Genomic DNA, 26,155 nt, shown 5'->3' with positions numbered 1-26,155 from the left:
GTCCCGGGTGTTCGCGCTGGGGTCCGTTCTACAGGCGACCGCCCGGCGGCGCGCCCGCGGCCTCACACGTCGGTGACGCGGATCCCGGCGTGCACCTTGTAGCGGCGGTTGACCGACACGAGGTTGATGGTGAGCGCCTCGACCTGGCGCGCGTTGCGCAGCCGCCCCGCGTAGATGCCGCGCATGCCCGGGATCCGGTCGGCCAGCGCCTGCACGGTGTCGGTCGCCTCGCGGTCGTCGCCCACCACCATCACGTCGCCGTCCAGCGAGGGCCGGAACAGGTCCTCCAGCAGGACGGCGGACAGGTGGTGGAACGCCCCGACCACGGAGCTGTCCGGCAGCAGCGCCGCCGCCTGCTGGGTGACGCTCCCCTCCGGCACGTCGAGCACGTAGGCGCCCTGCTTGTCGAAGGCCATCGGCACGACGCAGTCGACGACGACCTTCCCGGCCAGCGGCGCGGCGAGCTCGGCCAGCGTCGCCGCGTGGCCGGCGAACGGCACCGCGACGATGACCAGGTCGGCCTCCGCGGCGACGTCCACGTTCGACCCGCCGCGCACCTGCACGTCGACGTCCGGCGCCGCCTCGGCCGCCCGCTCGGCGACGTCCGCGGCGACCTCCGCGGCCCGCTCGGCGTCCCGGGAGCCGAGCAGCATCCGCTGCCCGGCCGCGGCCAGCCGGACGGCGAGGCCCCGCCCCTGCGGTCCGGTGCCGCCGAGCACGCCGACGGTCAGCCGGGAGACGTCGACGGTCGAGTCGCCGGGCCGGGGAGCCGTGCTCGTCGGTGCGGCGCTCACGACGCGGCCGCCAGGCGGTCGAAGGTGCCGGGCGCGACGCCGTCCGAACGCAGCACCGCCTTCTGCACCTTCTCCGACGGCGTCTTGGGCAGGGCGTCGAGGAAGCGCAGGAACCGCGGGACGGCGAACGCCGGCACCCGGGTCGAGCAGAAGTCCCACAGCTCGCTCGGCGACGGGTCGCCCTCCACCACCAGGCAGGCCATCACCTCGTCCTCGCCCGCCTCGATGCCGGCCGCGACCGCGATGACCGCGCACTCGAGCACCGCCGGGTGGGCCAGCAGCGCCTGCTCCACCTCGTAGGAGCTGATGTTCTCCCCACGCCGCCGCAGCGCGTCCTTGTACCGGTCGACGAAGTAGTACCAGCCGTCCTCGTCGCGCCGCAGCGCGTCGCCGGTGTGGAACCACAGGTTCCGCCACGCCTCGACCGTCTTCTCCGGAGCCCCGTAGTAGCCCGAGCTCACCGTCCACGGCTGCTTGGGGCGGATGACCAGCTCGCCGACCTCGCCGACCGGCACCTCGTCGTCGGTCTCCGGGTCGACCAGCTGCACGTCGAACCAGTCGGCGACCGCCAGCCCCGCGGCACCCGGCGGCCGCTTCTCGCCGTAGGGCGACAGGATCGGCATCGAGATCTCCGTCAGGCCGAAGACCTCGACGAACGCCTCGACGCCGAACCGCTCGCTGAACCCGTCCACGATCGAGCTCGCCGTGGGGGCGGCGAAGATGCAGCGCAGGCCGTTGACCGCGTCGTTCTCGCGCGGAGGCTGCTTCCAGACGAAGTCCATCATCACGCCGAGGAAGTTCGTGACCGTCACGCCGCCCTCGCGCACCCAGTCGATCCACCGGGAGGCGCTGAACTTCCGCCGGAGCACGAACCGCGCCCCCGCCACCAGCGCCGGGTAGGCCGCCAGCCACTGCGCGTTCCCGTGGAACAGCGGGGTGGTGACCATGTAGGTGTCCTCGGCCGTCAGCCGGGTGAGGTTCACGCACTCGACCGCGTCGAAGTAGAACTGGGCGTGCGGCATGGCCACGCCCTTGGACGGGCCGGTCGTCCCCGATGTGAAGAAGATGGCCCCGAGGTCCTCGCTGACGATCTCCGGCAGGACGACGTCGCGACGCGTGCGCAGGTCCTCGAACGGCTCCGCGGTCCAGCCGGCCTCGCGCAGTGTCTTCAGCGCGGTGTCCTGGTCGCCGGTGTCGATCACCCAGAACTTCTCGATGCCGCCGCAGTCCTCCGCGATCTGCACGAAGCGGTGCGCGAAGACGTCGTCCACGACCGCCAGCCGCGGCTGGGAGGTGCGGATCTGGTGGGCCAGGAAGTCGTACTCGTAGGCGGTGTTGATCGGCACCTCGACCAGCCCGCCGACCGCCGCGCCGAACCAGGTGAGGACCAGCTGCGAGGAGTTCCCGGCCTGGATCATCACCCGGTCGCCGTAGCCGGCGCCCGCGGCGTGGAAGCCGGTGGCCACGGACTCCGCCGCCTCCAGCGTCTCGGCATAGGTCAGCCGGAGGTCCTCCTCCGGAGCGTCCAGGTAGACCGCATCGGGCCGCTCGGCGGCCTGGTGCCGGAGCACGGTGGCGAGGTTCCAGTCCTTGCGGTCCTGGAACGGGATCTCGAGTCCGGTGTACGTGCGCATCGTCGCCCTTGCTGCCGGAGGTCGCAGGCTCGTCGGCCTCTATAATGCTGCGCACTATAACTAGGTTTGGTGTCACAGGCCAGCACCGCCCGAACGGAGACCCCGTGGACCCTCAGACACCCCCTGTCGGGCACACCGCCGAGCCGTTCCGCATGGTCGTCGAGGAGGGCAAGGTCCGGGAGTTCGCGGTGGCGACCCACGCCGTCCTGGACGAGAGCACGCGGCCGCTGCGGTCGACGCCCACCTTCCTCGCCGCCTCGGCCCTCTGGATGCGCCCGGAGAACAGCGTCTGGCACGGCATCGAGCGCGACTACCGCCGGGTGCTGCACGGCGAGCAGGAGTTCACCTTCCCGGCCGGCCCGCCCGCCGTCGGCACCGCCCTCACCGCGGTGCAGCGGATCGACGACAGCTACGTCAAGACCGGCAGCCGGGGCTCGATGACCTTCACCGTCGTCGTCACCGACTTCCGGGACGAGCGGACGACGGAGCTCCAGGCCAGCGCGCGGTCGACGTCCATCACCCTCGAGCAGCCGCCCTCGGGCGGGGCCGGGAGCGGCACCCCCGGGCCACCGGCGCAGGACCCGCTGGCCGTGGTCACCGAGTCGCCCCTGACCGTCACCGACTTCGTCCGCTACCAGGGCGCATCGGGCGACTTCAACCCGATCCACCACGACACCGAGTTCGCGCAGGCCGCCGGTTACCCCGGCCCGATTGCGGTCGGCATGCTCACCGCCGGCATCGCCGCCGCCGTCCTCACCCGCGACCAGGACCCGGCCACCCTGCGCCGGTTCAGCGCCCGGTGGAAGAGCCCGGCCCAGCGCGGCGACGCGCTCACCTATGCCGTGCTCCCGGGGTCCGACGGCGTCCGCGAGGCCCGCGTCACGCGCCCGACCGGTGACGTGCACCTGCTCGCCCGAGCGGAGTTCGACCGTGGCTGACCGGCCGGGCCACGGGCCGCTGGCCGGGCTCCGGGTGCTGGAGATGGCCGGCCTCGGGCCGGTGCCGCACGCGGCGATGATGCTGGCCGACCTCGGCGCCGACGTCGTCCGAGTCGGCCGGCCCGGTCCCCGACCGATGGCCGAGCTCGCCGGCGCCGTCGACCACGTCCTCCGCGGCCGCACCGACACGACCGCCGACCTCAAGTCGCCCGACGGGCTCACCGCGGTGCGGGCGCTCGCGGCGCGGGCCGACGTCCTGCTCGAAGGCTTCCGGCCCGGCGTCATGGAGCGGCTCGGCCTCGGACCGGCCGAACTGCTGGCGGCCGACCCCGGCCTCGTCTACGGGCGGATGACCGGCTGGGGTCACCAGGGACCCCTCGCCCTCTCCGCCGGGCACGACCTCAACTACCTGGCGGTCACCGGCGTCCTGCACGCCCTCGGGCCCGCCGACCAGCCGCCGCCGGTGCCGCTCACGCTGCTCGGCGACTACGGCGGTGGGTCGATGTTCCTCGTCACCGGGGTCCTCGCCGCCCTCTGGGAACGCGCCCGCTCCGGCCGCGGCCAGGTCGTCGACGCCGCGATGGTCGACGGGATCGGGGTCCTCGCGCAGAAGTTCTGGGCCATGCGCGGCGCCGGCACCTGGACCGACGACCGCCACGCGAACCTGCTCGACGGCGCCGCGCCGTTCTACGACACCTACGTGTGCGCCGACGGCCGCCACCTCGCGGTCGCCGCGATCGAGCGCCCGTTCTTCGCCCGGCTCATGGCCGGCCTCGGCCTCGACCCCGCGGCCCACGGCGACCAGTACGACCGAGCGGCGTGGCCGCAGCTCCGGACCGCGATCGAACGCGCCGTCTGCTCCCGCACCCGCGACGAGTGGGCGGTGGAGTTCGACGGCACCGACGCCTGCGCGAGCCCGGTGCTCACCTTCGCCGAGGCGCTCGAGCACGCCCACCACCGCGCCCGCGACGCGTTCGTCGAGATCGACGGCGTCCCCCAGCCGGCGCCGGCACCCCGGTTCGACCGCACTCCGCCACCCACCCCGGCCCCGCCCGGGTCGACCACCGTCCCTCTCGAGCAGGCCGTCCTGCTCTGGAGCACCGATGCGCGCTGAAGCCACCATGGCGGCCTGACGGTTCGTCGGCACCGGTCAGCCACTGCAGCTGGCGACGGTCGAGCGCCCCCGGCCAGGTCCGGCCCAGGTCGTGGTGGAGATACGGGCGGCGGGCTCTGCCACATCGACGTCGGGATCCTGGACGACGAGGAGTGGCTCCAGCGGCTCGGCCCGCGGCCGCTCACCCTCGGGCACGAGGTGGCCGGCGTGGTCGCCGAACTCGGCGAGGGCGTGACCGGCGTGCGCGTCGGCGCCCCGGTCGGCGTCTCCCCCTCGGGCTCGACCCGGCCCGGCCTCGCGCGGGACGGCGGCTACTCCTCCGCGTGCGTCGCCGACGTCGGCGACCTGGTGCCGATCCCGCCCGGCGTCGGCTTCGCCCAGGCGGCGGCCGGCGCCGACGCCGGCCGGGCGGCCTACCGCGCGGTCATGGTGCGCGGCCAGGTCACCGCCGGGCACCGGGTCGGCATCATCGGCCTCGGCGGCCTCGGCCAGTTCGCCGCGCGGATCGCCGTGCTGGCCGGCGCCGAGGTCTACGTCGCAGAGGTCAAGGAGTCGCACTGGCCGCTCGCCCGCGAGCTGGGCGCGGCCGACGTGGCCGCCGACATCCGCGCCTTCGCCGACCGCGACCTCGACGTCGTCGTCGACTTCGCCGGCTTCGGCACGACCACCGCGGCCGCCATCGAGGCGGTGCGCCGCGAGGGCCGGGTCGTACAGGTCGGCATGGCCCGGTTGGAGGCGACGATCCCCACCGGCACGCTGATCTTCAAGCAGGCGACACTGCTCGGCTCCCGCTCCGGCACCACCGCCGACATCGCGGCCGTCTACGAGCTGATCGCGAGCGGCGACCGGCGTCCGCGGCTCACCGATATCACGTTCGACGACGTCCCGGAGGGACTGCGCCGGCTCCACGATGGCCAGGTGGCCGACCGGCTGGTCATGACCCGGCCGGGATGACCCGCCTCAGCCCAGCAGCGCGCGGGTCGCGTCGGCGGCGCGGGCGGCCGCGGTCAGCGGGTCCAGCGCCCGCATCTCGGTCGAGATGACCTCGACGCCGACGGGCACCTCCACCCCCAGTGCCGTCAATCGGTCGAACAGCGCCGGGAGGTCGAACTGCCCCTCCCCCGGCACCCGGCGCAGGTGCTTGGTGTCGTGCTGTTCCTCCACCACGACCTCGAGCGGCCCGTCGCTCAACTGGACGGCGACGATCCGCTCCGGCGGGACGTCGTCCAGGTCGGCCAGCACACTGGTGCCGCGGAAGAAGTGCCAGGTGTCGAGCATGATGCCGGCGTTGGGCCGCCCCGCCGACTCGACGACCTGCCACGCCTCGCGCAGCCCGCTGACGTCCCGCCAGGGCAGGAACTCCAGGGCCACCGCCAGCCCGTGCCCGGCCGCCCGGTCGCACACCGCGGCGAACCGCGCCGCCACCTCCGCGAGCGGGGCCTCCAGCGGGCCGCCGACGGCGAGCAGGTGCCGGCCACCGAGCGCGTCGGCGAGGGCCAGGATCTCCCGCTCGCTCTCCCGCGAGGCGGCCTCGTCGCCGCCGGGCCACCAGTCGGCGAGGAAGCCGACCTCGACGACCTCGAGCCCGCCGTCGGCCAGCCGCGACCGGACGTCGGCCACCGACCACCCCTCGGCCAGGGCGCGCTCGAGGTGCACGGGCCGCAGCCCGACGCCCTCGTAGCCGGCCGCGGCGGCGGCGTCGAGACGCGCGCCGAGCTCGGCGTCGAGCATCGTCGATGCGCAGAGGTAGAGCTCCACTGCCGGCCTCCGTGAGTACGCGGTTCAGGCGTTGACCCCGTCGATCGATCTGGACATACTATTATTATGGATAACGCTCTGGAGCAGTTGTTCACGCCCGTGCAGCTGGGCCCGGTGACCGCGCGCAGCCGCGTCATGATGCCGCCCCACACGTCGGCGATCGGCAACCTCTGGGGCACCGAGGACGAGGCCGAGAAGAACCTCGCCTACATGCGGCTCCGGGCCGAGTCCGGCATCGCCTGGGCCACCATTCCCGGCCGCATCGCCAACGTGCTCAACACCGGCTTCGAGCCGTCGGGCATGAGCGCCGAGACCCGCGGCGTCTTCCGCCTCCCGATCTACCGGGAGCGGGTCCAGCGCTTCGCCGACGTTCTGCACGAGGCCGGCGCCCTGGCCGCTACCCAGTTCACGATGGTCGGCGGCTACCCCCACGCCCCCTCGCCGGTGGTCAGCTCGCCGTTCTCCAACCTGATGCCGCACGTGCTGACCCGCGGCGAGATCCAGGCCTTCATGCAGGAGTACGCCTTCTCGGCGCGTACCGCCGCCGACGCCGGCCTCGACATCTTCGAGCTGCACATGAACCACGATGACCTGCACGAGTGGTTCATCTCGCCGCTGACCAACCAGCGCTCCGACGAGTACGGCGGCGACCTGGCCGGCCGGCTGCGGTTCACCGAGGAGACGCTGCGGGCGATCCGCGGCGAGCTCGGCCCCGACCGGTGCCTCGGCGTCCGGATGAACATGTTCGAGCACGACGCCCGCGGCTACGACATCGAGGCCGGGCTGGCGATCGCCCGCGCGCTGGAGGCGACCGGGCTGGTCGACTACTTCCACATGGTGCTCGGCACCCCCTGGGGCAACCCCAGCTACATCCAGCCGCACTTCCACGAGCCCGGCTCGTGGTCCGGCTCGGCCCGGCGCTTCCGCGAGGCGCTGTCGGTGCCGGTCATCCACACCGGCCTGGTCAACAGCGTCGAGGTGGCCGCCCGCATCATCGCCTCCGGCGACGCCGACCTCGTCGGCATGGCCCGGGCGCACGTCGCCGACGGCGAGCTGCTGGTCAAGGCGAAGGCCGGGAAAGCGGCGTTGGTGCGGCCCTGCGTCGGCGGCAACGACTGCATCAACCGCCGCTACGTCGACGGCCTGCCCTTCGGCTGCGCGGTCAACCCGCACACCGGGCGCGAGCTCGAGGGCCCGTGGGGACGGCGCCGGATCGACCGTGACCTGGTCGTCGTCGGTGGCGGACCGGCCGGCCTGGAGCTCGCCGCCCTCGCGGCCGAGGCCGGCGCCCGGGTGCGGCTGCTCGAGCGGTCCGACGCGCTCGGTGGGCAGCTCCGGACGGCGGCGGTGGCGGCCTCGTTCGGCAGGTACGGCGACTACCTCGCCTGGCAGGTCGCCCGCGTGCGCGACCTCGGCGTCGACGTCCGGCTGGGCACGGCCTTCGAGCCGGGCGACGAGCACGACCTCGCCGCGGGCACCGTCCTCGCCTTCGCGACCGGCGCCGTCGAGCGGGTGCCCGACATCGAGGGCGTGAAGTCCGACCACGTGCTGCTCTCCCGGGACGTCCTCGACGGCCGGGCCACGCCCGGGCGCTCTGTCGCCGTCGTCGCCCAGGACGACCACATGCCGCCGCTCGCCCTCGCCGAGCACCTGGCCGCGCAGGGCGCCGAGGTCACGATGTTCTACGGCACGCAGAGCCCGGCCCTCCTGCTCGGCCGCTACATCGCCGGTTCCGCGCTGGGCCGGCTGGACTCCCTCGGCGTCGTGATCCGGACGATGGAGGAGGTCGTCGGCATCGAGGACGGCGCGGTACGGGTGCGGCACATCTACTCGGGCCGGGAAACGACGGTGGGCGGGTTCGACTCCGTCGTCCTGTCCTGCGGCGGGGTGTCGGACTCCGCGGTGTTCGACCGGGTCTCCGCATCGCGGCCCGACGTCCACGTGCTCGGGGACGCCTACGCGCCGCGCCGGCTGGTCTTCGCCACCCGCCAGGCGATCGCCCTGGCCGACCTGCTGCTGACCGGCTGACTGCGAGCCGCTACTCGGCGGTGAGGCCCCCGTCGGCCAGCAGTGCCTGACCCGTCACGAACGACGCGTCGTCCGAGGCGAGGAACGCCACGACCGACGCGATCTCCTCCGGCCGGCCGTGGCGGCCCATCGGGGTCTGCGTGCTGCTGCCGACGGTCATCGGCGTCTCGATCGGCCCCGGGCACACGCAGTTCACCCGCACGCCCCGGCTCGCGTACTCGACGGCCAGGGCGCGGGTCAGCATGAGGACGCCGCCCTTGCTCGCCCGGTAGGGCGCACTCCCGCCGCGCACCGCGACGAAGGACGACGTCGAGCCGCAGAACACGATCGCCCCTCGGCCGCGGCGCATCATCGAGGGCAGGACCGCCTGGGCGGCGAAGAAGGAACCGTCGAGGTTGACCGCGAGCGTCCGGGTCCAGTCCGCCTCGTCCAGCTCGTGCGTCGGGGTCCGTGGCCCGGAGATGCCGGCCGCGGTGAACAGGACGCCGATCCCGCCGGTGCGGGCGACCACCTCGTCCACCGCGTCGCGGCACGCCTGACGATCGCGCACGTCGGCCGTCACCGCGTCGACCCGCCCGCCGTCGCCGGCGATCCGGTCCACGACCGCGGTCAGCGCCTCGCCGTCCCGGTCCACGGCGACCACGTGCGCGCCCTCGGCGGCCAGCCGCGCGGCGGTGGCCGCGCCGATCCCGGAGCCGGCGCCGGTCACGAACGCGACCTCGCCGGCAAGCCGCTGGTGCACGGCCGGGATCAGCAGAAGTGCGGGAGGACCTGCTCGCGGAACAGCTCGAGGCTCCGCAGCACCCGCTCCTGCGGCATGTCAAACCACTGCATCCGGAGCACGACCTGGGTGACGCCGATGGCCTCGAGCTCCTTGAGCGCGGTAACCGCGCCCGCCGGGTCGGAGAAGATGTAGGCCTCGCGGGCCTTCTTCTGCAGGGCCTCGGCGTCGGCGAGGTGCGAGTAGTCGGCCGTCTTGTCCGGGGCGTTGTAACGCGAGTACTCGCGGGTGAGCGCCCCGCGCGCGGCCTCCCCGGCCGACCAGGCGCGGTCGGCGTCCTCATCGAGGAAGATCTCGCGGCGCACGACCAGCTGCGGCGTCCGGTCGGGCGCGTGCTTGGTCCGCTCCTCCGCATAGGTCGACAGCGCGCTGACCAGCCGGTCTCCGGTCACGTGCGGCGGGACGATCCAGGCGTCACCGAGCGCGGCGGCCCGCTCGACGCCCTTGCGGTGCGCGCCGGCCCCGACCCAGATCTGCGGGCCGCCAGGCTGCACGGGCGCCAGGCTGATCTTCTCGTCGTCCAGCCGGAAGTGCTTGCCGGCGTAGCTCACCCGCTCGCCCGACCACAGCTTCCGGATGATCTCGACCGACTCGGTGTAGCGGCCGACCCGCTCCTCCATCGGCACGCCGAAGGCAGCGAACTCGTTCTCGCGGTACCCCATGCCGAGGCCGGCGACCGCGCGGCCGCCGCTGATGTGGTCCAGCGTCGCGAACTCCTCGGCCAGCCCGACCGGGTGCCGCAGCGGGAGGATGTACATGTTGGTGCCGAGCCGGCACTCCCCCGAGAACGGCGCGAGCGAGGCCAGCAGCAGCAACGGCTGCAGCGTCGGCATCGAGCCGAGGTAGTGCTGCAGGACCCACAGGGAGTCGATCCCCGACCGGCTCGCCTCGGTCGCCTGCTCGCGGAGCTGGGCGATCCGGTCCGCGGGCCGCGACCCGGGCGGGAAGTCGTTCATCAGGGCAAGACCGAACTTCAGCGCCATGTGCCTGTACCGCTCTCTTCCAGGTTCGGGGACGTGCCGGGGACGCGCGGCGCGAGATCACATCGCGGACTTCGAGTTCTTCCACTGCAGCGGCCGCTTCGTCACCAGCGTCATCAGCCGGTCGATCACGAAGCCGATGATCAGCAGGGCGAAGATCGCGGCGAAGGTGCCCTTGCTGTTGAACAGGCCGGCGTTGCGCGCGACCAGGTAGCCCAGCCCGCGGTCACCGGCCAGCATCTCGGCGACCACGACGCCGACGATCGCCTGGGGCACCGCGAGCTTGAGCGCCGCGACCACCCAGATCAGCGCCGAGGGCAGCCGCACCCGGGCCATCACGTCCAAGTTCGACCCGCCCATCACCCGCACCGAGTTGATCAGGGCGCGGCTGACGTCCTTGATCCCGAAGAAGGTGTTGAAGAAGACCAGGAAGAAGACGATCACCGCCGCGGTCAGGACGCGCAGCTCCGTGCCGATGCCGACCCACATGATGAACAGCGGGATGAGCGCGTGCTTGGGCAGCGTGTACAGCGCGGTGATGAACGGCTCGAAGATCTCCGCCAGCCGCTCGGACTGGCCGAGCACCGCGCCGACGATCAGACCGGCGAGACCACCGGCGAGCAGCCCCATCACGGCGTCCTTGAGGGTGCTGGACGCGTGGTAGAAGAGGTCGCCGTTGGTCACCCAGGTCCAGAAGGTCGGGAAGATCTCCGACGGCCGGCTGATCAGGAGGTCGTCGATCAACCGTCCGGCGGCCAGCTCCCACAGCCCGAGGAAGCCGGCGATCACCGCGATCTGGATGAGGATCACGTTGCGGCGGTGGGCGTTGCGGGCCCGGCGGTCCTTGCGGGCCCGTCCGGCCTCGGCCTCCGCCTCGGTCAGCGGGTCGGCCAGCGGATCGGTGTCGATGGTGGCACTGGCCATCAGTGCTGCCCTCCCAGCTTGTGCGCCGGCCGGGCGTTGAGCAGCCCGGCGTGCAGGGTGCGCTCGACCTGCGCGAACTCCTCGGAGAAGCGCAGGGCGGCGAGGTCGCGGTCCTGACCGAAGGGCATCCGGTGCTCCTCGACGATGCCCCCGGGAGGGCCACCGCCGACGATGAGCACCCGGTCGGACAGGGTGGCCGCCTCGGAGATGTCGTGCGTGACGAACAGGACGGTCTGCTTGAGCTTCTTGACCGTCTGCCGCAGCTCGACGTGCATCTGGTGCCGCATCTGGGCGTCCAGCGCCGCGAACGGCTCGTCCATGAGCATCAGCTTGGGCTCGTAGATCATGCTGCGGGCCAGCAGCGCCCGGCGGCGCATGCCGCCGCTGAGCTGGCCCGGCAGCAGAGAGCCGGCGTGCCCGAGGTCGAGCAGCTCCAGGTAACGGGTGACCCGCTCGTCGATCTCCTGCTTGGGCACCTTGCGCAGCTTGAGCGGGAGACCGATGTTCGAGTGCACCGACCGCCAGGGCAGCAGCGTGTCGTCCTGGGTCATGTAGCCGACATCGGTGTTCACGCCGCTGATCTGCTTGCCGGCGAAGCGGACGTAGCCCGACCGCGGTGCGAGCAGACCGGCGGCGAGGTTCAGGATCGTCGTCTTCCCGCAGCCGCTGGGGCCGAGCAGGGTGAGGAACTCACCCTGCTCGATCTGCAGCGTGACGTCGCGGAGGACGTCCTTCCCCTCGTTGAACCCGATGGCCAGGTCCCGCACCTCGAAGATGGGCTCGCCCTCGGCCGGCGTGGCGGGCGCGGTGCGCCCTGCGGTGCGTCGGCTCATCTGTGCCCTCATCTCGGTCAGCATCACGCGTTCCCCCGGGCCGCCTTGACCACGAAGTCGTCGTAGTTCAGCGAGGCGTAGTCCTTCTCGGAGGCCTCGTCGAAGAGGTCCACGAAAGTGTCCCAGTTGTCCTCGGTGAAGCTCATGCCCTCGGGGTAGGCGCTCTCGACCTGGCTCCACACCTCGTCGAAGACCTTCTGGTCGAGCTCGGCGAAGATCGTGCTCTTGAGGACCTTGGCGACCTCGTCGGGGTCCTCGGTCGTCATCTCCTGCGCGGCGACGAGGGTGTCGTGGACGGCGTCGATGGTGTCGGGGTTCGCCTGGGCGTAGCGGCCGCTGGTGAACGCCACGATGCCCATGAAGTCGTTGAGCTCCTCCAGGTCACCCTTGGGGACCGAGAGCCAGAGAACGGCGTCGCCGGACGCGACGCTGACCTCGCCGGCGCCGACGGCCACGAAGCTGGCGTCGAACTGGCCGCTGTTCAGACCGGCGGGGATCGCGCCCAGGTCGGTGATCGGCACCATCTCGACGTCCCGGTCGGGGTTCAGCCCGGCGTTCTCGAGGATCGTGCGGAGCACGCTGTTGCCGGTGGAGCCGGGCGGGCTGACGGCGATTTTCAGGCCCTTGAGCGCCTTGACCCGGTCCTCGGGGTCGTCCTCGACGTCGACGTCGAGACCGTCGGCCACCTTCTTGTTCAGGACGACGCTGAAGTTCAGCGGACCCACACCCGCGATGATCTTCACGTCGGCGCCCTCGGCGATGGCGTCGACAACGGTGTTCGTGCCGCCGATCGCGACGTCGAGGTCACCGGACAGCAGGGCCGCGACCTGGTTGGTGCTGCCCGCACCGGCGATCGTCGTGCTCTGCAGGTCGATGCCGAACTCCTCGCCGAGGTGCTCCTCGACCGCCAGGTGCGGCATCGCGGTGTTGACCGTGGGGACGAGCCCGATCTTGACGGTGGTGAGCTCCTGGGCGCCCTGCTGACCGCCCGAGTCGGCGGAGGACTTCTCGTCGTCGCCGCCCCCGCAGGCGCTGAGCGTCAGCGCGAGCACGGCGGCCGAGGCGACCCCGAGCCGTCGAAGAGTGCGAACGTCCCTGACCGTGCTCGCCATGCCGGTTCCTCTCGCCATCCGTTCTCGCCCGTCGGTTGAGGGCCTTAACGAGGCGTACTATGCCTATGATTTTCATCTCTGTCAACGAGGTCACATTCGGCCCTCACGAGGGCCTCGGGAGGAGCACCGATGTCCGCAGAATCCGGCCTGGCAGGCGGCCTGGACGGGGATGGACGAGCGGGCGGAACCGCCGCTCCGGCCGGCCGCGGCGCGCCTCCGCTGAACCTCCGGGCACTGCTCGCGCCGCGTTCCGTGGCCGTCATCGGGGCCTCCCCCGACCCCGGCCGGCACAACGGCCGGCCGATCGCCAACCTGCTCCGCACCGGCTTCGCGGGCGCGATCCACCCGGTGAACCCGCGCCACGAGACGGTGGCCGGGCTGCCCTGCGCCGACTCGGTGCTCGACATCGACACCCCCGTCGACCTGGCGTACGTGATGGTCCGCGCCGACCTCGTGGAGAAGGCGGTGACCGAGTGCGCGCAGGCCGGCGTCCCCGCCATCGTCGTCTGCACGTCCGGCTTCGCCGAGGAGGGGGGTGCCGGCGCGGAGCAGCAGCAGCGGCTGCGCGACATCGCGTGGGCGGGCGGCTCGCGGCTCGTCGGGCCCAACTGCATCGGCGTGGCCGGCATCCCGGAGAACGCCGTCTCGTGCACGACCCTGAACGTCACGACGACCTTCACCCCCGGATCGGCGGCGATCGTGAGCCAGAGCGGCGGGATGGCCGCCAACCTCTTCAACATCGCCCAGGGAGAGGGCATCGGGGTCCGCGCGATGCTGAGCCTGGGCAACGAGGCCGACGTCGACGTCGCCGACGTGGTGCTCGCGCTGGCCGACGACCCGCAGACCGACGTCGTCCTGCTCTACGTCGAGCAGGTGCGGGACTTCCCCCGGTTCGCCTCCGCCGTCGCCCGCGCACGGGCGACCGGGACGCGCGTCCTCGCGCTGAAGGCCGGACGCACGGCGGCCGGGACGCGCAGCACGAAGAGCCACACCGGCGCCATGTCCGGGTCGTTCGAGGTCTTCCGCGACGTCATGACGTCGATCGGCGTGGTCGTCGTCGACTCGATCCCCGATCTGCTGAACGGCGCCCGCGTGCTGCAGCAGCTGCCCCTGCTCCGGGGACGGCGGCTGCTGGTCGTCTCCCCCTCGGGTGGCGAGTGCGGCTACGTCTCCGACCGGGCGGAGTCCTCCGGCCTGTCCATGCCCGACCTCAGCGAGGAGCTACGGGCCGAGCTCGCCGGCGCGATGCGCTTCGGCACCCCCGGGAACCCGCTCGACCTCACCGGTCAGGTGATCGGCGACGAGGAGCTGCTCGACTCGGTGTTCGGGATCATCGCGAAGTACGACGAGTTCGACGCCGTCCTGGTCGCCCTGCCGACCTGGGGCGAGTTCGACTCGGCGCGGCTCATGCCGCCGCTGCTCCACGCGGCCCGGAGGTCCGGCGTCCCGCTCGCGATCTCGGCGTGGCGCGCGCGCAACCTCACCGAGTACCGGGACGAGCTCCTCGACGGCGCGGGCGTCGCGCACTTCGACAGCGCCGACCGCGCGGTGGACGCGCTGGCCGTGCTCGCCGACCTGAGCGAGCGCGCCGCGGAGGCGGCGGCCGACGAATCCGCCACCGGGACCCCGGAGCCCGTCGACGTGCCGGCGGAGGCGCTCGCGAACGAGGCCGACGCGAAGGCGTTCCTCGCCGCCCAGGGCGTACCGGTCAGCCAGGAGTGGGTCGCCGCCGACCTGGCCGGGGCCCGCGCGATCGCGGCGGGTTCCGGCTGGCCGCTGGTCGTCAAGGGCATCGCCCCGGGGGTGGGCCACAAGTCCGAGCTTGGGCTGGTCGCTCTGGGAGTACGCGACAAGGAGGCCCTGGAGCGGGCGGTCACCGGGATCGAGGACGCCGCCCGGCAGCACGGCGTCGATCTCGAGGGGTACCTCCTGGCCCGCCAGTACGAGGGGCTCGAGGTCATCCTCGGCATGGCCGCCGATCCGGAGTTCGGTCGCGTCCTGCTCCTGGGCGCCGGCGGGGTGCTCGCCGAGGTGATGGACGACAAGGCCTTCCTGCGATGCCCGGCCAGCAGAGCCGACGTCGAACGAGCGCTGCGCCGGCTCCGCATCGGGCGGGTGCTCGCCGGGCATCGCGGCCGCACGTACGACGTCGAGAGCCTGGTCGACCTGGTGGTGGGCTTCTCCGAGCGGGCGCCCACGTTCGCCGGTGTCGAGCAGATCGACCTCAACCCGGTCATCGTGAGGGAGGGGCGGGGCGGCAGCGTCGTCGTCGACGCGCTCCTGGTCGGCAGGTGACCCGGACCGACCGACCACGCCCCGCCGGCGCCGCCGCCGAACCCTTCCCACCGCTGCGGCGCGGGGTGGTCCCCGCGCTCGTCTACTGCGGGTTGTGCACGTCGGTGGTCGGGTCCCTGGGGGCCTTGCTCATCCCGACCATCGCCGACGTCCAGCAGATCCCGCGCGGCACCGCCCAGTGGGTGCTCACCGTCGCCCTCCTGGTTGGCGCGGTGGCCACCCCGGTCCTGGGCGCGCTCAGCGACGGCCCGCGCCGGCGCCGCGTCCTGCTCGGCACCCTCGGGCTGGTCGTCGTCGGCTCGGCGCTGGCCGCCACCGCCGAGTCCTTCGGCCAGCTGATCGCCGGGCGGGCCCTCCAAGGCCTGGCCTACGGCGTCATCCCGATGGCGACCGCGACGGCCCGCGCCCTCCTGCCGCCCGAACGGGTGCGCCGCACCATCGCCGCGCTGTCGGTCACCACCGTGACCGGGGCCGGCCTGAGCTTCCCCCTCACCGGGCTCGTGGTGCAGGTGTGGAACCACCACGTCGCCTTCTGGCTCGCGGTGGTCTTCACCGGCGCGGCGTTCCTGGCCGTCCTGCTCACCGTGCCCCGGGACGCGCCGGCCGCTGCCAGGTCGGCACCGCGGCTGGACTGGATCGGCGCGGTCCTGCTCGCAGGCGGACTGGTCTGCCTGCTCGTGGCGGTCAGCGAGGGCGGCACCTGGGGGTGGAACTCCCCCGCCGTGGTCGCCCTGTTCGCCGGGGCCGCCGTTCTCTTCCCGCTCTGGACGTGGGTGGAGCTGCGCGCCGCCCGGCCACTGGTCCAGCTGCGGTCGCTGGCCCACCGCGACGTCGCGCTGGCCAGTCTCACGACGCTCGCGCTGGGCGCCATGCTCTTCGCCGGCGCGTCGGCGGTGAGCCAGCTGCTGCAGACCCCGGCGTCGACCGGCTACGGGTTCGGGCTGCTGATGTTCGCCGCCGGGCTGGCGATGCTGCCGACCTCGATCGGCAGCGTGGCGGCCAACGGCGTCGTGCAGGTCCTCGAGCGCTGGTTCTCGCCCCGGGCGTTGCTCCCGCTCGGGCCGCTGTTCATCGGCATCGACATGGCGTTCGTCGCGCTGTTCCACGAGCACCTGTGGCAGGTGCTCGTGGGCGTCTTCTTCCAGGGCCTGGCCATCGGGGCCAGCCTGGTGCTCATGCCGGTGCTGATCCTCGGCGCCGTCCCCGCCGACCAGACCGGCAGCGCGATCGCGCTCAACCAGGTGCTGCGGACGGTCGGCGGGTCGATCGGCAGCGCGCTGACCAGCGCCCTGCTCGCGACGGCGACGCCGCTCGGCGAGCGGCTGCCCCTGGAGTCCGGCTACACCCTGGTCTTCGCCTCCACCGGGATCGGGTGCGCGGCGCTCACCCTGGCGCTGCTGCTCACGCCTCGGCGGGCCGCCGCATGATCATGCCGACGCGCTTGCAGAGCATGACCAGCTCGTCGCGCTGGTTGTAGCCGCGGTGCTCGAACCAGACGATGCCCCGGTCGGGACTGCTCTTGGACTCGCGCTTGTCGAGAATCGTGGTCTCCGCGCGCAGGGTGTCGCCGTGGAAGACCGGTGCGGGGAACTGGACGTGCTCGTAGCCGAGGTTGCCCAGCGAGGTCTGGAAGACCAGGTCCGGCACGCTCATGCCGCCGATCAGCGCCACCGTGAAGAGGCTGTTCACCAGCGGCTTCCCGTACGGCAGGGTCTTGGCGTACTCCGCGTCGAGGTGCAGCGGCGCCACGTTCATCGTCAGCGACGTGAACAGGACGTTGTCCATCTCCGTCACGGTGCGGGTGAGGACGTGCTTGATCACCGTGCCCGGGACCATCTCCTCGAAGTACAGACCCTTCACTTCGCTTCCCTCCGCTCCGCGACGAGCCGGTCCAGCTCGCCGGCCCGTGCCAGCCATTCCCGCGCCTTGTCCACGTGCGCCTTGTCGATGTGGCTGCCCCGGTAGACCACCGCGCCGGCGCCGGCCGCGGCACCCTGCTCGTAGGCGGCGACCAGGCCCTCGAAGAACTCCCGCTGCTCGGCGTCCGCGCCGTAGACCTCGTTGATCACCGGGACATGGCTCGGGTGGATCGCGATCTGGCCGCGGAAGCCCAGCCGGCGGCCCTGGAGGCAGAACTCGCGCAGGCCGTCGAGGTCGTGGATGCGCTCCCACAGGCCGGTCATGGCGTGCACTCCGGCGACGCGGCAGGCCAGGAGCACCCGGCTGCGCATCGCGAGGGTCTCCAGACCCTCGGGCGTCCACTCGTAGCCGACCTCCCGGGCGACGTCGGCGTGCTCGGCGGTGGAGCCGATCACCGCCCCGATGCGCGGCGTGCTGGCCGCGATCTCCTCGCAGCGCGAGAGCGCCCGGGCGGTCTCCATGGGGACGACCAGCTGCACGTCGCGCGCGCCGTTGCGGATCTCGAAGTGCTCCAGCAGCGTTGCGAAGCGGTGCGCATCCAGCGCCGACTCGACCTTGGGCGCGAAGACGCCGTCCAGACCGGGGACGACGGTGGCCTCGAGGTCCAGGCCGGCGCGCCCGGTGGCCAGCGCGTTCGGCCGGACGAGCACGCCCACGCCGGAGCCCTCGGCGCGGAGCCGCTCGATGGAGGCGGCGACGACGGCGCGCGCGGCGTCCTTCTCCTCCTCCGGGACCGAGTCCTCCAGGTCCAGGACGACGGCGTCGGCGCCCGACCGCACCGCCTTGTCCACCCAGTCGGCCCGGTGCCCCGGGACGAAGAGCATCGATCGGTACGCCCGCATGCACGGCCTCCTCGTCTGGTGCCACCGCTCCGGCGGTGTGGTCCTCGACACCTCGGACCATCAATGGGTATCATACCCATAGTTTTTTCGAGGAGGCCGATCTGCATGCACGACGTCAGCGCCGAGGCTGAATCCGACATCCGCTCGTCCGTCCGCGCGATCTGCGCCAAGTTCCCGGACGAGTACTGGATGAATGCGGACACCGACCACGAGTTCCCCTGGGACTTCTACAAGGCCGTCGCCGAGGGCGGTTGGCTGGGCATCTGCACCCCCGAGGAGTACGGCGGCGGCGGCGCGGGCGTGCAGGAGGCCGCGATCTTCATGGAGGAGATCGCCGGCAACGGCGGTGCGCTGAACGCGGCGACCACGGTGCAGGTCGCGCTGTTCGGCCTCGAGCCGATCGTGAAGCACGGCAGCGAGGAGCAGCGCAAGCGCTTCCTCCCCCTGGCCGTCGAGGGCAACCTCCAGGTCTGCTTCGCCGTCACCGAGCCCGACGCCGGCACCGACACCAGCCGCATCTCCACCGTGGCCACCAAGGTCGACGGCGGGTACCGGATCACCGGCCGCAAGGTGTTCATCTCCCGCGCGCTCGAGGCCGACCGGATGCTGCTGATCACGCGGACGACGCCCCGCGACCAGTCGGCCCGGTCGACCGACGGCATGACCCTGTTCTTCGCGAGGATGGACCCCGACCACGTCAAGATCCAGCCCATCCCGAAGCTCGGCCGCAACGCGATCGCCACCAACTCGCTGTTCATCGACGACCTGTTCGTCCCCGACGAGGACCGCGTCGGCGAGGAGGGCAAGGGCTTCACGTACCTGCTCAGCGGCCTCAACGCCGAGCGGATCATCGTCGCCGCCGTCTGCCTCGGCATCGGGCGGGCCGCGCTGCGCAAGGCCGTGCAGTACACGAAGGAGCGCCAGGTCTTCGGCCGCCCGATCGGCATGAACCAGGGCGTGCAGTTCCCGCTCGCCGACTCCCTGGCCAAGCTGGACGCCGCCGAGCTGCTCGTGCGCCGCGCGGCCTGGCTCTACGACAACGGCCTGCCGTGCGGCAAGGAGGCCAACGAGGCGAAGTACCTCACCTCGGAGTGGGCCTTCGAGGCCGCCGACCGGGCGATGCAGGTGCACGGCGGCTACGGCTACACGAAGGAGTACCACGTCGAGCGCTACTGGCGGGACGTCCGCGTGGAGCGGATCGCCCCCATCTCCAACGAGCTCGTGCTCGCCTTCCTCGGCGAGAAGGTCCTCGGCCTCCCCCGCTCCTACTGAGGGCCCGGTGACCGCCGCGTTCGCACCGCTCTACCTCTGCGCGTCGACGATCGACGACGCCGACCTCGACACCCGCATCGCCGCCGCGGTCGCGGCCGGCTACGCGGGCATCGGGCTGCGCCCGGGGCACCTCGCCCGGGCGCTCGCCGGGGGCGGGACGGTCGCGGACGTCCGGGCCAAGCTGGCCGACGCCGGGCTCGAGCTGGTCGAGATCGGCTTCCTCGCCGAGTGGTGGCACGGGGACGACGTCCGCGCCGCCCGCACGCTGGAGCACGAGCGGGCGCTGCACCGGCTCAAGGACGAGGTCGGCGGCAGGCACGTCATGGTGATCGGCGGCCCCCTGGAGCAGCCGCTGGACGTCGTGGCCGAGCGGTTCGCCGGGGTCTGCGACCGGGCCGCCGAGCACGGCCTCGTCGTGGGGCTGGAGTTCCTGCCCTGGACCGACACCGACAGCGCCGTCCGCGCCTGGGACGTCGTCCGGACGGCCGGCCGGCCCAACGCCGGGATCGTCCTGGACACCTGGCACCACGTCCGCGGCAGCCGGACCCTCACCGACCTGGACGCCGTTCCGCCGGAGCGGGTGGTCGCCGTTCAGCTGAGCGACGGGCCGCTCGCCCCCGTCGGCACGGAGCTCGAGGACACCTTCCGGCGCCGTCAGCTGCCCGGCCACGGCGAGTTCGACCTAACCACGCTGCTCCGGCGCGTGCTCGAGCTCGGCGTGCGGGCACCCCTCGGCGTCGAGGTGCTCTCCGACGAGCTGCGAGCGCGCAGCCCACAGGTCGCCGCGGCCGCGGCTGCCGACGCGACCCGGGCGCTGCTCGAGCGGGTCGGGACGCGGTAGCGGCGTGGACGTCATCCCCGGGCCGGTCGAGCCGGCCGCGCGCGAGCACGGCGGCGTCGTCGCCACCCTGTCCGTGACCGCGATCGTCACGCTGTCGGTCCTGCCCGTGATCCTCACCGGCGCCGCGGCCGTGCTCATCGCGCGCGAGGAGGGCATGGCCGTCGCCCAGCTGGGCGCCACGATCACCCTGTTCTTCCTCGCGGGCGCGGCCACGATGTACGCGGGCGGGCGGGTGGCCGACCGGGTCGGGCCGCGGCCGGTGCTCCGGCTGAGCGCGGTGCTCAGCAGCGTCACCCTGCTACTGGTGGGCTGGGTCGTGGAGCAGCCGTGGCACCTCCAGGCGCTGCTCACCGTGGCCGGCGCGGCGAACGGGTTCACCCAGCCGGCGACCAACCTGGCCATGCAGGGCGTGGCGCGCCGGGTCGGCGTCGCGTTCGGCGTGAAGTACTCGAGCGTCCCGCTGGCCTCGCTCGTGGCCGGGGCGATCGTGCCGACCCTCGGGGTCGAGCACGGCTGGCGCGTCCTCTTCCTCGCCGCCGGCGCCGGCGGGCTCGTCATCGCGCTCCTGGTGCCGCGGCTCGTGCCCGGCGAGGCAGGGCACCGCGGGCAGGGCGTGCGGCGCCGGCCCGAGTCCGGCCGGGCGACCCTGCTGTCGCTGGCCGGGGCGTCCGGGGCGGGGAACGCGGCGACCACCTCTCTGGGCGCCTTCGTGGTCGCCGGCGGTGTCGCGGCCGGCCTGCACGTCTCGACCGCCGCGTGGCTGCTGAGCATCTGCGGCGTAGCGGGGGTGGCCTCGCGGATCCTCGTCGGCCTGCTGATCGACACCACCCGGGTCACGCCGATCCCCGTCGTGGTGGTCCTGCTGCTGCTGGGCTCGGTCGGCTACGGGCTGCAGGCGATCGGCGCCGTCACCGTCTACGTCGTCGGCGCGCTGGTCGCGCACTTGTTCGGCGCCGGGTGGATCGGCCTGCTCAACCTCGCCGTCGTGCGGCTGAACCCGACCGCGCCGGCGACGGCGAGCGGGTTCGTCGGCACCGGCGGCATCCTCGGCGGCGCGCTGGGACCGGTGGTAATCGGCGTCGTCGCCGACACCTCCGGCTTCTCCGCCGCCTGGGCCGTGATGGCCGGGCTGGCCCTCACCTCGGCCGGGCTCATGGTCGTGGCGACCGTCGTCGCCCGGCGTCCCCGGCCGGTCGACTCCGCTCCACCCTTGTCCACGATCTCCGGAGGGTCCGCATGACCGATCAGTTCAGCCTCGAGGGCCGGGTCGCCCTGGTCACCGGTGGCAGCCGCGGCCTGGGCCGCGCCATGGTGCGCGGCTTCGCCGAGGCCGGCGCCGACGTGGTCATCGCCAGCCGGGACGGAGCCGCATGCGAGGCCTACGCCGAGGAGATCCGGGCCACCACCGGCCGGCGCGCACTCGGCCTGGGCGCGCACGCCGGCCGCTGGGCCGACCTCGACGCCCTCGCCGACGCCGCGTACGACGAGTTCGGACAGGTGGACGTCCTGGTGAACAACGCCGGCATGTCACCGCTGTACGACTCGATCGAGAGTCTCTCCGAGGAGCTGTTCGACAAGGTCCTGGCGGTGAACCTCAAGGGGCCGTTCCGGCTCGCGGCGACCGTCGGGACCCGCATGGCCGCCGCGGGGCGCGGCTCGATCATCAACATCTCCAGCGCCGCGTCGCAGCGGCCCAAGCCGCACGTGCTGCACTACGCGGCGGCCAAGGCCGCGCTCAACGCGCTCACCGTCGGGCTGGCGCACGCACTCGGTCCGGCCGTCCGCGTCAACGCCATCCTCGCCGGCACGTTCATGACCGACGTGAGCAAGGCCTGGGACGAGCGGGCGTTCGCCGAGCGGGCGCAGGGCTTCGCCCTGCGGCGGGGCGGGCAGCCCGAGGAGATCGTCGGCACCGCCCTCTACCTGGCGTCGGACGCGTCGTCCTACACGACCGGCGCCCTGCTCGCGGTGGACGGCGGGCAGCCCTGAGGGTCAGGCGTCCGGTGCGGGGAACCGGGGGCGGCGCTTCTCCATGAAGGCCTGCGCGCCCTCGGCCATGTCGGGGCTGCCGATGGCCTGCACGAGCATGCCCAGGCCGGTGCTGAACGAGTCCCGTGCGGCGTTCCACCACATGTTGGAGCTGACCTTGGTGATCTCCAGGTAGCGAGGCGAGAGCTGGGCCAGCTCCCCCACCAGGGCGTCGACCGCGTCCACCAGTTCGTCGTCGGGGACGACGCTGTTCACGAGCCCCAGCTCGAGGGCCTGCGCCGCGGTGTACCGGCGGCACAGCATCGCCATCTCCTTGGCCCGCTTCTCGCCGATCTGCACGCCCAGGACGTTCGTGGCGCCGGTGACCGGGGCGCTGCCCACGCGGGGGCCGGTCTGGCCGAAGGTCGCCGACTCGGCCGCGACGGCCAGGTCGCAGGCGATGACCAGCTCGTTGCCCCCGCCGGCGGCGGGGCCGTTGACCGCGGCGATCACCGGCCGCGGGCACTGCCGGATGGCGTCGAAGAGCCGCAGCGAGCTGCGGTACATCTCCCGCATGCCGGCCATGTCCGGCTTCGCCAGGCTGCCCAGTGCTCCCCCGGCGCAGAAGCTGCCGGGGACGCCGGTGATCACGACCGCCCGGCTGCGGGTCGCCGCCTCGACGGCGTCGACGATCCGGTCGGACATGTCGGGGTCGAAGGCGTTGCGCCGGTCGGGCCGGTTGAGGGTGATCCAGGTCGCGTCGCCGCGCTGCTCGACCAGGACGTCGTCGGTCACGGGATCTCGTCCTCTCCCAGGGGGCCGGGCGCGGGCTCGCCGGGGGCGATCCCCATGAGCCGCGCGAAGTTGCCGCCGAGGATCCCGGCGGTGGTCTCGTCGTCGTAGCCCAGAGCGCGGATCGCCGCGATCTCCCGGGCCGGGTCGGCCATCGGCCAGTCAGAGCCGAACACGATCCGGTCCGCGCCGTGCCGGTCGATGATCGCGCGCACCCGCTCGGGGGCCAGCTCGGCCATCGTGGGCGGCCACGAGGTCTCCAGGTGCACGTTCGTGCCCAGGAGCTCCGCCTCGGCTTCCTCCAGCCGGTGGTAGCCGCCGAAGTGGCAGGCGATCAGCCGCAGGTCGGGGAAGCGCCGCACGATGTCGCGGATCATCGCCGGGGTGGCCCGGTCGTTGCTCTCGCGATCACCGCCGGCGCCGACGTGCGCGATGACGGCGATCTCGGAGCCGAACGCCTCGAGCAGCTCCCACACGCGCGGGTCGTCGTAGGCGAAGCCCTGGAACAGCGAGTGCAGCTTCACGCCGGGGATCCGGTTCCGGCGGAGGGACGCCAGGTTCTCCTCCGCCGGAAGGTCTGGGTGGACGGTGCCGAATCCGAGCAGGTTGCCGCCCCGGCTCCGGGCCACGAACCGGTTGGTGCCGTCGACGTACTTGGCGGTGTCGGCGATGCCCAGCAGCACGCCACGGTCGACGCCGGCCGCCTCCAGCACCCGGGGAAGGGTCGAAATCTTCCCGTCGCCGACCCGGGGCAACTGGGGCACCCGCGGGCCGAGCGCGCGCTGGGCGAGGGCGTCCGGCCAGGCGTGGCAGTGGACGTCGATGATCAGGTCGGTCGCCGTGCTCATCGGGCCGCCACCGGCACCGGGCCGACGACGCCGGCGGCCCCGAGCCCCGACAGCTGCTCGGCGCTCAGGTCGAGCAGCTCCGGCAGCACCTCGATCGTGTGCTCCCCCACCGAGGGGACGCCATCGTAGACGGGGCCGTCGTAGCTGCCGAGGTGCAGGACCGGCCCCGGGACCAGCGCCTCACCCAGCGGCGTCCCCGACAGCCGGCGCAGGGTGCGGTCCAGGAAGTGCGGGTCCTCCGCGACGTCGCGCGCGTCGTTGACCGGCGAGGCGACCACCTCGTGATCCTGCAGGTGCGCGATGACGGCGCCCCGGGGGCGCTGGGCGACCCAGGCCTTCACGTGCTCCTGCAGCTCGTCGTTGTGCTGCATCCGCGCGACGTTGGTGGCGAACCTCGGGTCGTCGCAGAACTCCGGCCGGCCCATGGCGGTGAACAGCCGCATCGCGATCGTCTGGTTGGAGGCGGCGATGGCCAGCCAGCCGCCGTCGGCCGCCTGGTAGATGCCGCGCGGGGACGCCGAACCCGAGCCGTTGCCGACCCGCTCCTGGACGAAGCCGGTGGCGGTGTAGTTGAGGACCAGGTCGCCGAGGATGAACAGCAGCGGCTCGTACAGCGCCACGTCGACGACGTCCCCGCGCCCGGTCCGGGCCCGCGCGGTCAGCGCGGTCGTCGTCCCGAACGCGGCCGCCAGGCCCGCGATCGAGTCGGCGAAGCCGAACGGCGGCGAGGTCGGCGGGGTGTCGGGCCAGCCGTTGACGTAGGCGTAGCCGCTGGCCACCTCCGCGACCGTCCCGAACCCGGGGCGCTCGCGGTACGGGCCGGTCTGGCCGAAGCCCGACACCCGGGTGAGCACCAGGCCGGGGTTGTCGGCGGAGAGGACGTCGTACCCAAGCCCCCAGTCCTCGAGCCGGCCGGGGCGGAAGGACTCCACCACCACGTCGACGCGGGCCGCCAGCCGACGGACCAGGTCGCGGCCCTCGTCGCGCCGCAGGTCGATGCCGACGGACTCCTTGCCGGAGTTCAGCCGCGCGAAGCCGAGCGAGAGGCCCTCGTGAGAGGGCTCCCACTGGCGGGCGAAGTCGCCGTTGCGCGGGTCCTCGACCTTGATGACGCGGGCACCGAAGTCGCGCAGCATCCGGCCGGCGGTCGGGGCGGCGTACATCGTGCCGAGCTCGAGCACGGTGATGCCGGCCAACGGCGCGCTCTGGGTCATGGGTTCTGCCTCTCGGGGGGCGCTCCGGGCCGGAAGCTCGGGGGTTGGGCGACCGGCCGTCTCGACTCCACTTTACCTAACCATGATTAGATTTGGAAACCGGTCTCGGAAGTCTCTTCAGCGCGGCGCGGGCCGGGTGAGGGTCTTGGCCAGCTGCCCCAGGAGCACCTCGTTGCCGCCCTCGTAGATGCGCATCGGTCGGGCATTCCGGTAGAGCCGCTCGATCGTCGAGCCGGTGACCACCCCGAAACGGCCCATCATCTGCACGCACCGGTCGGCGACGCGGCTCGCGGTCTCGGTCGCGGCCACCTTCGCCATCGACGACCAGTGCAGCGCGCCCAGTGGGTCGGCAGCGGCCTTGGTGGCCGCCGCGTAGGTGAGCAGCCGGGCCTGCTCGACCTCCATCCAGCTGGCGCCGAGCATCTGCGGGATCGGGCCAAGACGCGCCAGCGTGGACCCGAACTGCTCCCGCCCGGTGGTGTGGGCGACGGCCTCGTCCAGGGCGGCCTGGGCCAGGCCGACCGCCGAGCCGGCGACCGAGACCCGGAAGGTCGCCAGCGTCTGGAGCACCAGCGGGAACGCCTGGCCCGGCACGCCGACGCGCGAGTCGAGGGGCAGCCGGACGCCGGTGAAGCGGACGTCGCCGATGATGTGCGGCGCGATCAGGTCCGGGCCCGAGCGCACCTCGACACCCGGGGTGTCGGCCGGGACGAACACCAGCGAGAAGCCGTCGTCCTCGCGGGCCAGCACGGTGAAGAAGGCGGCGGCCGGCGCGTTGGTGATGAAGGACTTGTGCCCGTCGAGGACCAGTTCGCCGTCGCGCTCCACCACCCGGGTGCTGATCGACTTCAGGTCCGAGCCGACGTCGGGCTCGGTGAGGCAGAGCGCCGCGATCGCCTCGAGCGCGACCACGCGCGGCAGCCACTCCTGCTGCACCCGCGGGGCGGCGGCGAGGGACAGTCCGTAGGTGCCGATCCCCTGCATCGCGAACAGCGAGTCCAGGTGGGCCGAGACCGCGCCGAACGCCTCCCGGACGACGGTGACGGCCAGCGGGTCGACCGTCTCCGCCTCGCCGCCGTGGGCCGCGGGGACGGTGAGCCCGACCAGCCCGCTCTCCTGCAGGGCACTGCGCACGACAGGGTCCACGTTGGTGGCCGCGTCGGCCTCCGCGGCCCGCGGGCGCACCTTCTCGGCGACCTCGCGGGCGCGGTTCCGAAGGTCCTGGTGGGTGGCGGGCAACTCGAACGTCATGAGGGCGGCCTTCCTG

24 protein-coding genes are annotated in these 26,155 nt (G+C 73.0%); 10 read left to right on the top strand and 14 right to left on the bottom strand.

The window, feature by feature from the left end; translation table 11 throughout:
• Positions 1-62 precede the first annotated feature (62 nt).
• Positions 63-794 (bottom strand): NADPH-dependent F420 reductase, encoded by a 732-nt coding sequence (gene npdG, locus ACI79W_RS04405; RefSeq protein WP_456560857.1) that lies wholly within the window; start codon positions 792-794, stop codon positions 63-65.
• A complete protein-coding gene (locus tag ACI79W_RS04400) occupies positions 791-2,428 on the bottom strand; it encodes an AMP-binding protein (protein WP_456560856.1) in 1,638 nt (545 codons plus the stop codon). Before ACI79W_RS04400 ends, npdG begins: the two co-directional genes overlap by 4 nt.
• Positions 2,429-2,532: 104 nt before the next feature.
• Here ACI79W_RS04400 and ACI79W_RS04395 point away from each other — a divergent pair, with 104 nt between their 5' ends.
• From ACI79W_RS04395 to ACI79W_RS04385, 3 genes are read left to right on the top strand one after another with little or no spacing between them, the layout of a single operon-like run.
• A complete protein-coding gene (locus ACI79W_RS04395; protein WP_456560855.1) occupies positions 2,533-3,366 on the top strand; it encodes a MaoC/PaaZ C-terminal domain-containing protein in 834 nt (277 codons plus the stop codon).
• A complete protein-coding gene (locus tag ACI79W_RS04390) occupies positions 3,359-4,480 on the top strand; it encodes a CaiB/BaiF CoA transferase family protein (RefSeq protein WP_456560854.1) in 1,122 nt (373 codons plus the stop codon). The genes ACI79W_RS04395 and ACI79W_RS04390 overlap by 8 nt, the downstream gene beginning before the upstream one ends.
• 15 nt (positions 4,481-4,495) lie before the next feature.
• Positions 4,496-5,434 carry a zinc-binding dehydrogenase gene (locus tag ACI79W_RS04385; protein WP_456560949.1) on the top strand — a complete coding sequence of 313 codons (939 nt, stop codon included), beginning with the start codon at positions 4,496-4,498 and terminating at the stop codon, positions 5,432-5,434.
• Positions 5,435-5,440: 6 nt separating this feature from the next.
• Here ACI79W_RS04385 and ACI79W_RS04380 read toward each other — a convergent pair whose 3' ends face one another.
• The gene (locus tag ACI79W_RS04380; protein WP_456560853.1) at positions 5,441-6,238 is read right to left on the bottom strand and encodes a sugar phosphate isomerase/epimerase family protein; all 798 of its coding nucleotides are present in this window, start codon (positions 6,236-6,238) and stop codon (positions 5,441-5,443) included.
• Between the two features lie 66 nt (positions 6,239-6,304).
• On the opposite strand from ACI79W_RS04380, the gene ACI79W_RS04375 reads away from it, so the two are divergent.
• A complete protein-coding gene (locus ACI79W_RS04375; protein ID WP_456560852.1) occupies positions 6,305-8,266 on the top strand; it encodes an oxidoreductase in 1,962 nt (653 codons plus the stop codon).
• A gap of 10 nt (positions 8,267-8,276) precedes the next feature.
• On the opposite strand, the gene ACI79W_RS04370 is transcribed toward ACI79W_RS04375, so the two are convergent.
• From ACI79W_RS04370 to ACI79W_RS04350, 5 genes are read right to left on the bottom strand one after another with little or no spacing between them, the layout of a single operon-like run.
• Positions 8,277-9,008, bottom strand: a complete 732-nt coding sequence (locus ACI79W_RS04370; protein WP_456560851.1) for an SDR family NAD(P)-dependent oxidoreductase — start codon at positions 9,006-9,008, stop codon at positions 8,277-8,279.
• An 8-nt stretch (positions 9,009-9,016) separates the two neighbouring features.
• Positions 9,017-10,030 (bottom strand): LLM class flavin-dependent oxidoreductase, encoded by a 1,014-nt coding sequence (locus ACI79W_RS04365; protein ID WP_456560850.1) that lies wholly within the window; start codon positions 10,028-10,030, stop codon positions 9,017-9,019.
• Between the two features lie 57 nt (positions 10,031-10,087).
• Positions 10,088-10,951 carry an ABC transporter permease gene (locus ACI79W_RS04360; RefSeq protein WP_456560849.1) on the bottom strand — a complete coding sequence of 288 codons (864 nt, stop codon included), beginning with the start codon at positions 10,949-10,951 and terminating at the stop codon, positions 10,088-10,090.
• Positions 10,951-11,784 (bottom strand): ABC transporter ATP-binding protein, encoded by an 834-nt coding sequence (locus tag ACI79W_RS04355; protein WP_456560848.1) that lies wholly within the window; start codon positions 11,782-11,784, stop codon positions 10,951-10,953. Before ACI79W_RS04355 ends, ACI79W_RS04360 begins: the two co-directional genes overlap by 1 nt.
• Positions 11,785-11,807: 23 nt before the next feature.
• Positions 11,808-12,896, bottom strand: a complete 1,089-nt coding sequence (locus ACI79W_RS04350) for an ABC transporter substrate-binding protein (RefSeq protein WP_456560847.1) — start codon at positions 12,894-12,896, stop codon at positions 11,808-11,810.
• A gap of 129 nt (positions 12,897-13,025) precedes the next feature.
• Here ACI79W_RS04350 and ACI79W_RS04345 point away from each other — a divergent pair, with 129 nt between their 5' ends.
• Positions 13,026-15,191 (top strand): acetate--CoA ligase family protein, encoded by a 2,166-nt coding sequence (locus ACI79W_RS04345; RefSeq protein WP_456560846.1) that lies wholly within the window; start codon positions 13,026-13,028, stop codon positions 15,189-15,191.
• A complete protein-coding gene (locus tag ACI79W_RS04340) occupies positions 15,188-16,618 on the top strand; it encodes an MFS transporter (protein WP_456560845.1) in 1,431 nt (476 codons plus the stop codon). The genes ACI79W_RS04345 and ACI79W_RS04340 overlap by 4 nt, the downstream gene beginning before the upstream one ends.
• Here the strand turns inward: ACI79W_RS04340 and ACI79W_RS04335 are convergent.
• Together ACI79W_RS04335 and ACI79W_RS04330 are read right to left on the bottom strand one after the other, a co-directional pair.
• Complete coding sequence (locus tag ACI79W_RS04335; protein ID WP_456560844.1) at positions 16,593-17,051, bottom strand: MaoC family dehydratase; 459 nt, start codon at positions 17,049-17,051, stop codon at positions 16,593-16,595. The two genes, ACI79W_RS04340 and ACI79W_RS04335, sit on opposite strands and share 26 nt — an antisense overlap.
• The gene (locus ACI79W_RS04330; RefSeq protein ID WP_456560843.1) at positions 17,048-17,953 is read right to left on the bottom strand and encodes an HpcH/HpaI aldolase/citrate lyase family protein; all 906 of its coding nucleotides are present in this window, start codon (positions 17,951-17,953) and stop codon (positions 17,048-17,050) included. The genes ACI79W_RS04335 and ACI79W_RS04330 overlap by 4 nt, the downstream gene beginning before the upstream one ends.
• 105 nt (positions 17,954-18,058) lie before the next feature.
• On the opposite strand from ACI79W_RS04330, the gene ACI79W_RS04325 reads away from it, so the two are divergent.
• From ACI79W_RS04325 to ACI79W_RS04310, 4 genes are read left to right on the top strand one after another with little or no spacing between them, the layout of a single operon-like run.
• A complete protein-coding gene (locus ACI79W_RS04325) occupies positions 18,059-19,225 on the top strand; it encodes an acyl-CoA dehydrogenase family protein (RefSeq protein ID WP_456560842.1) in 1,167 nt (388 codons plus the stop codon).
• 7 nt (positions 19,226-19,232) lie between these two features.
• Complete coding sequence (locus tag ACI79W_RS04320) at positions 19,233-20,066, top strand: sugar phosphate isomerase/epimerase family protein (protein ID WP_456560841.1); 834 nt, start codon at positions 19,233-19,235, stop codon at positions 20,064-20,066.
• A 4-nt stretch (positions 20,067-20,070) separates the two neighbouring features.
• A complete protein-coding gene (locus ACI79W_RS04315) occupies positions 20,071-21,306 on the top strand; it encodes an MFS transporter (RefSeq protein WP_456560840.1) in 1,236 nt (411 codons plus the stop codon).
• Positions 21,303-22,055: an SDR family NAD(P)-dependent oxidoreductase gene (locus ACI79W_RS04310; RefSeq protein ID WP_456560839.1), complete on the top strand. Its 753-nt coding sequence runs from the start codon at positions 21,303-21,305 to the stop codon at positions 22,053-22,055. Before ACI79W_RS04315 ends, ACI79W_RS04310 begins: the two co-directional genes overlap by 4 nt.
• Before the next feature lie 3 nt (positions 22,056-22,058).
• Here the strand turns inward: ACI79W_RS04310 and ACI79W_RS04305 are convergent, their stop codons facing one another.
• The 4 genes from ACI79W_RS04305 to ACI79W_RS04290 form a co-directional block, all read right to left on the bottom strand.
• Positions 22,059-22,829, bottom strand: coding sequence for an enoyl-CoA hydratase/isomerase family protein (locus ACI79W_RS04305; protein ID WP_456560838.1), 771 nt, complete (start codon positions 22,827-22,829; stop codon positions 22,059-22,061).
• On the bottom strand, positions 22,826-23,674 hold the full coding sequence (locus ACI79W_RS04300) for an amidohydrolase family protein (protein ID WP_456560837.1): 849 nt from the start codon (positions 23,672-23,674) through the stop codon (positions 22,826-22,828). Before ACI79W_RS04300 ends, ACI79W_RS04305 begins: the two co-directional genes overlap by 4 nt.
• Positions 23,671-24,888 (bottom strand): CaiB/BaiF CoA transferase family protein, encoded by a 1,218-nt coding sequence (locus tag ACI79W_RS04295; protein ID WP_456560836.1) that lies wholly within the window; start codon positions 24,886-24,888, stop codon positions 23,671-23,673. The genes ACI79W_RS04300 and ACI79W_RS04295 overlap by 4 nt, the downstream gene beginning before the upstream one ends.
• A 117-nt stretch (positions 24,889-25,005) precedes the next feature.
• Positions 25,006-26,139, bottom strand: coding sequence for an acyl-CoA dehydrogenase family protein (locus ACI79W_RS04290; protein WP_456560835.1), 1,134 nt, complete (start codon positions 26,137-26,139; stop codon positions 25,006-25,008).
• Positions 26,140-26,155: the final 16 nt, after the last annotated feature.

It is taken from the genome of Blastococcus sp. SYSU DS0533, from assembly GCF_054050775.1.
The sequence above is the reverse complement of the archived record's forward strand: the minus strand, read 5'-3'. Positions and strand labels throughout refer to the sequence as shown.

Bases quoted from the DNA above. Each gene is read 5' to 3' on its own strand.
- ACI79W_RS04400 (WP_456560856.1), bottom strand. From the start codon at position 2,428: ATGCGCACGTACACCGGACTCGAGATCCCGTTCCAGGACCGCAAGGAC.
- ACI79W_RS04375 (WP_456560852.1), top strand. From the start codon at position 6,305: ATGGATAACGCTCTGGAGCAGTTGTTCACGCCCGTGCAGCTGGGCCCG.
- ACI79W_RS04365 (WP_456560850.1), bottom strand. From the start codon at position 10,030: ATGGCGCTGAAGTTCGGTCTTGCCCTGATGAACGACTTCCCGCCCGGG.
- ACI79W_RS04360 (WP_456560849.1), bottom strand. From the start codon at position 10,951: ATGGCCAGTGCCACCATCGACACCGATCCGCTGGCCGACCCGCTGACC.
- ACI79W_RS04355 (WP_456560848.1), bottom strand. From the start codon at position 11,784: ATGAGCCGACGCACCGCAGGGCGCACCGCGCCCGCCACGCCGGCCGAG.
- ACI79W_RS04350 (WP_456560847.1), bottom strand. From the start codon at position 12,896: ATGGCGAGCACGGTCAGGGACGTTCGCACTCTTCGACGGCTCGGGGTC.
- ACI79W_RS04345 (WP_456560846.1), top strand. From the start codon at position 13,026: ATGTCCGCAGAATCCGGCCTGGCAGGCGGCCTGGACGGGGATGGACGA.
- ACI79W_RS04330 (WP_456560843.1), bottom strand. From the start codon at position 17,953: ATGCGGGCGTACCGATCGATGCTCTTCGTCCCGGGGCACCGGGCCGAC.
- ACI79W_RS04325 (WP_456560842.1), top strand. From the start codon at position 18,059: ATGCACGACGTCAGCGCCGAGGCTGAATCCGACATCCGCTCGTCCGTC.
- ACI79W_RS04310 (WP_456560839.1), top strand. From the start codon at position 21,303: ATGACCGATCAGTTCAGCCTCGAGGGCCGGGTCGCCCTGGTCACCGGT.
- ACI79W_RS04300 (WP_456560837.1), bottom strand. From the start codon at position 23,674: ATGAGCACGGCGACCGACCTGATCATCGACGTCCACTGCCACGCCTGG.
- ACI79W_RS04295 (WP_456560836.1), bottom strand. From the start codon at position 24,888: ATGACCCAGAGCGCGCCGTTGGCCGGCATCACCGTGCTCGAGCTCGGC.
- ACI79W_RS04290 (WP_456560835.1), bottom strand. From the start codon at position 26,139: ATGACGTTCGAGTTGCCCGCCACCCACCAGGACCTTCGGAACCGCGCC.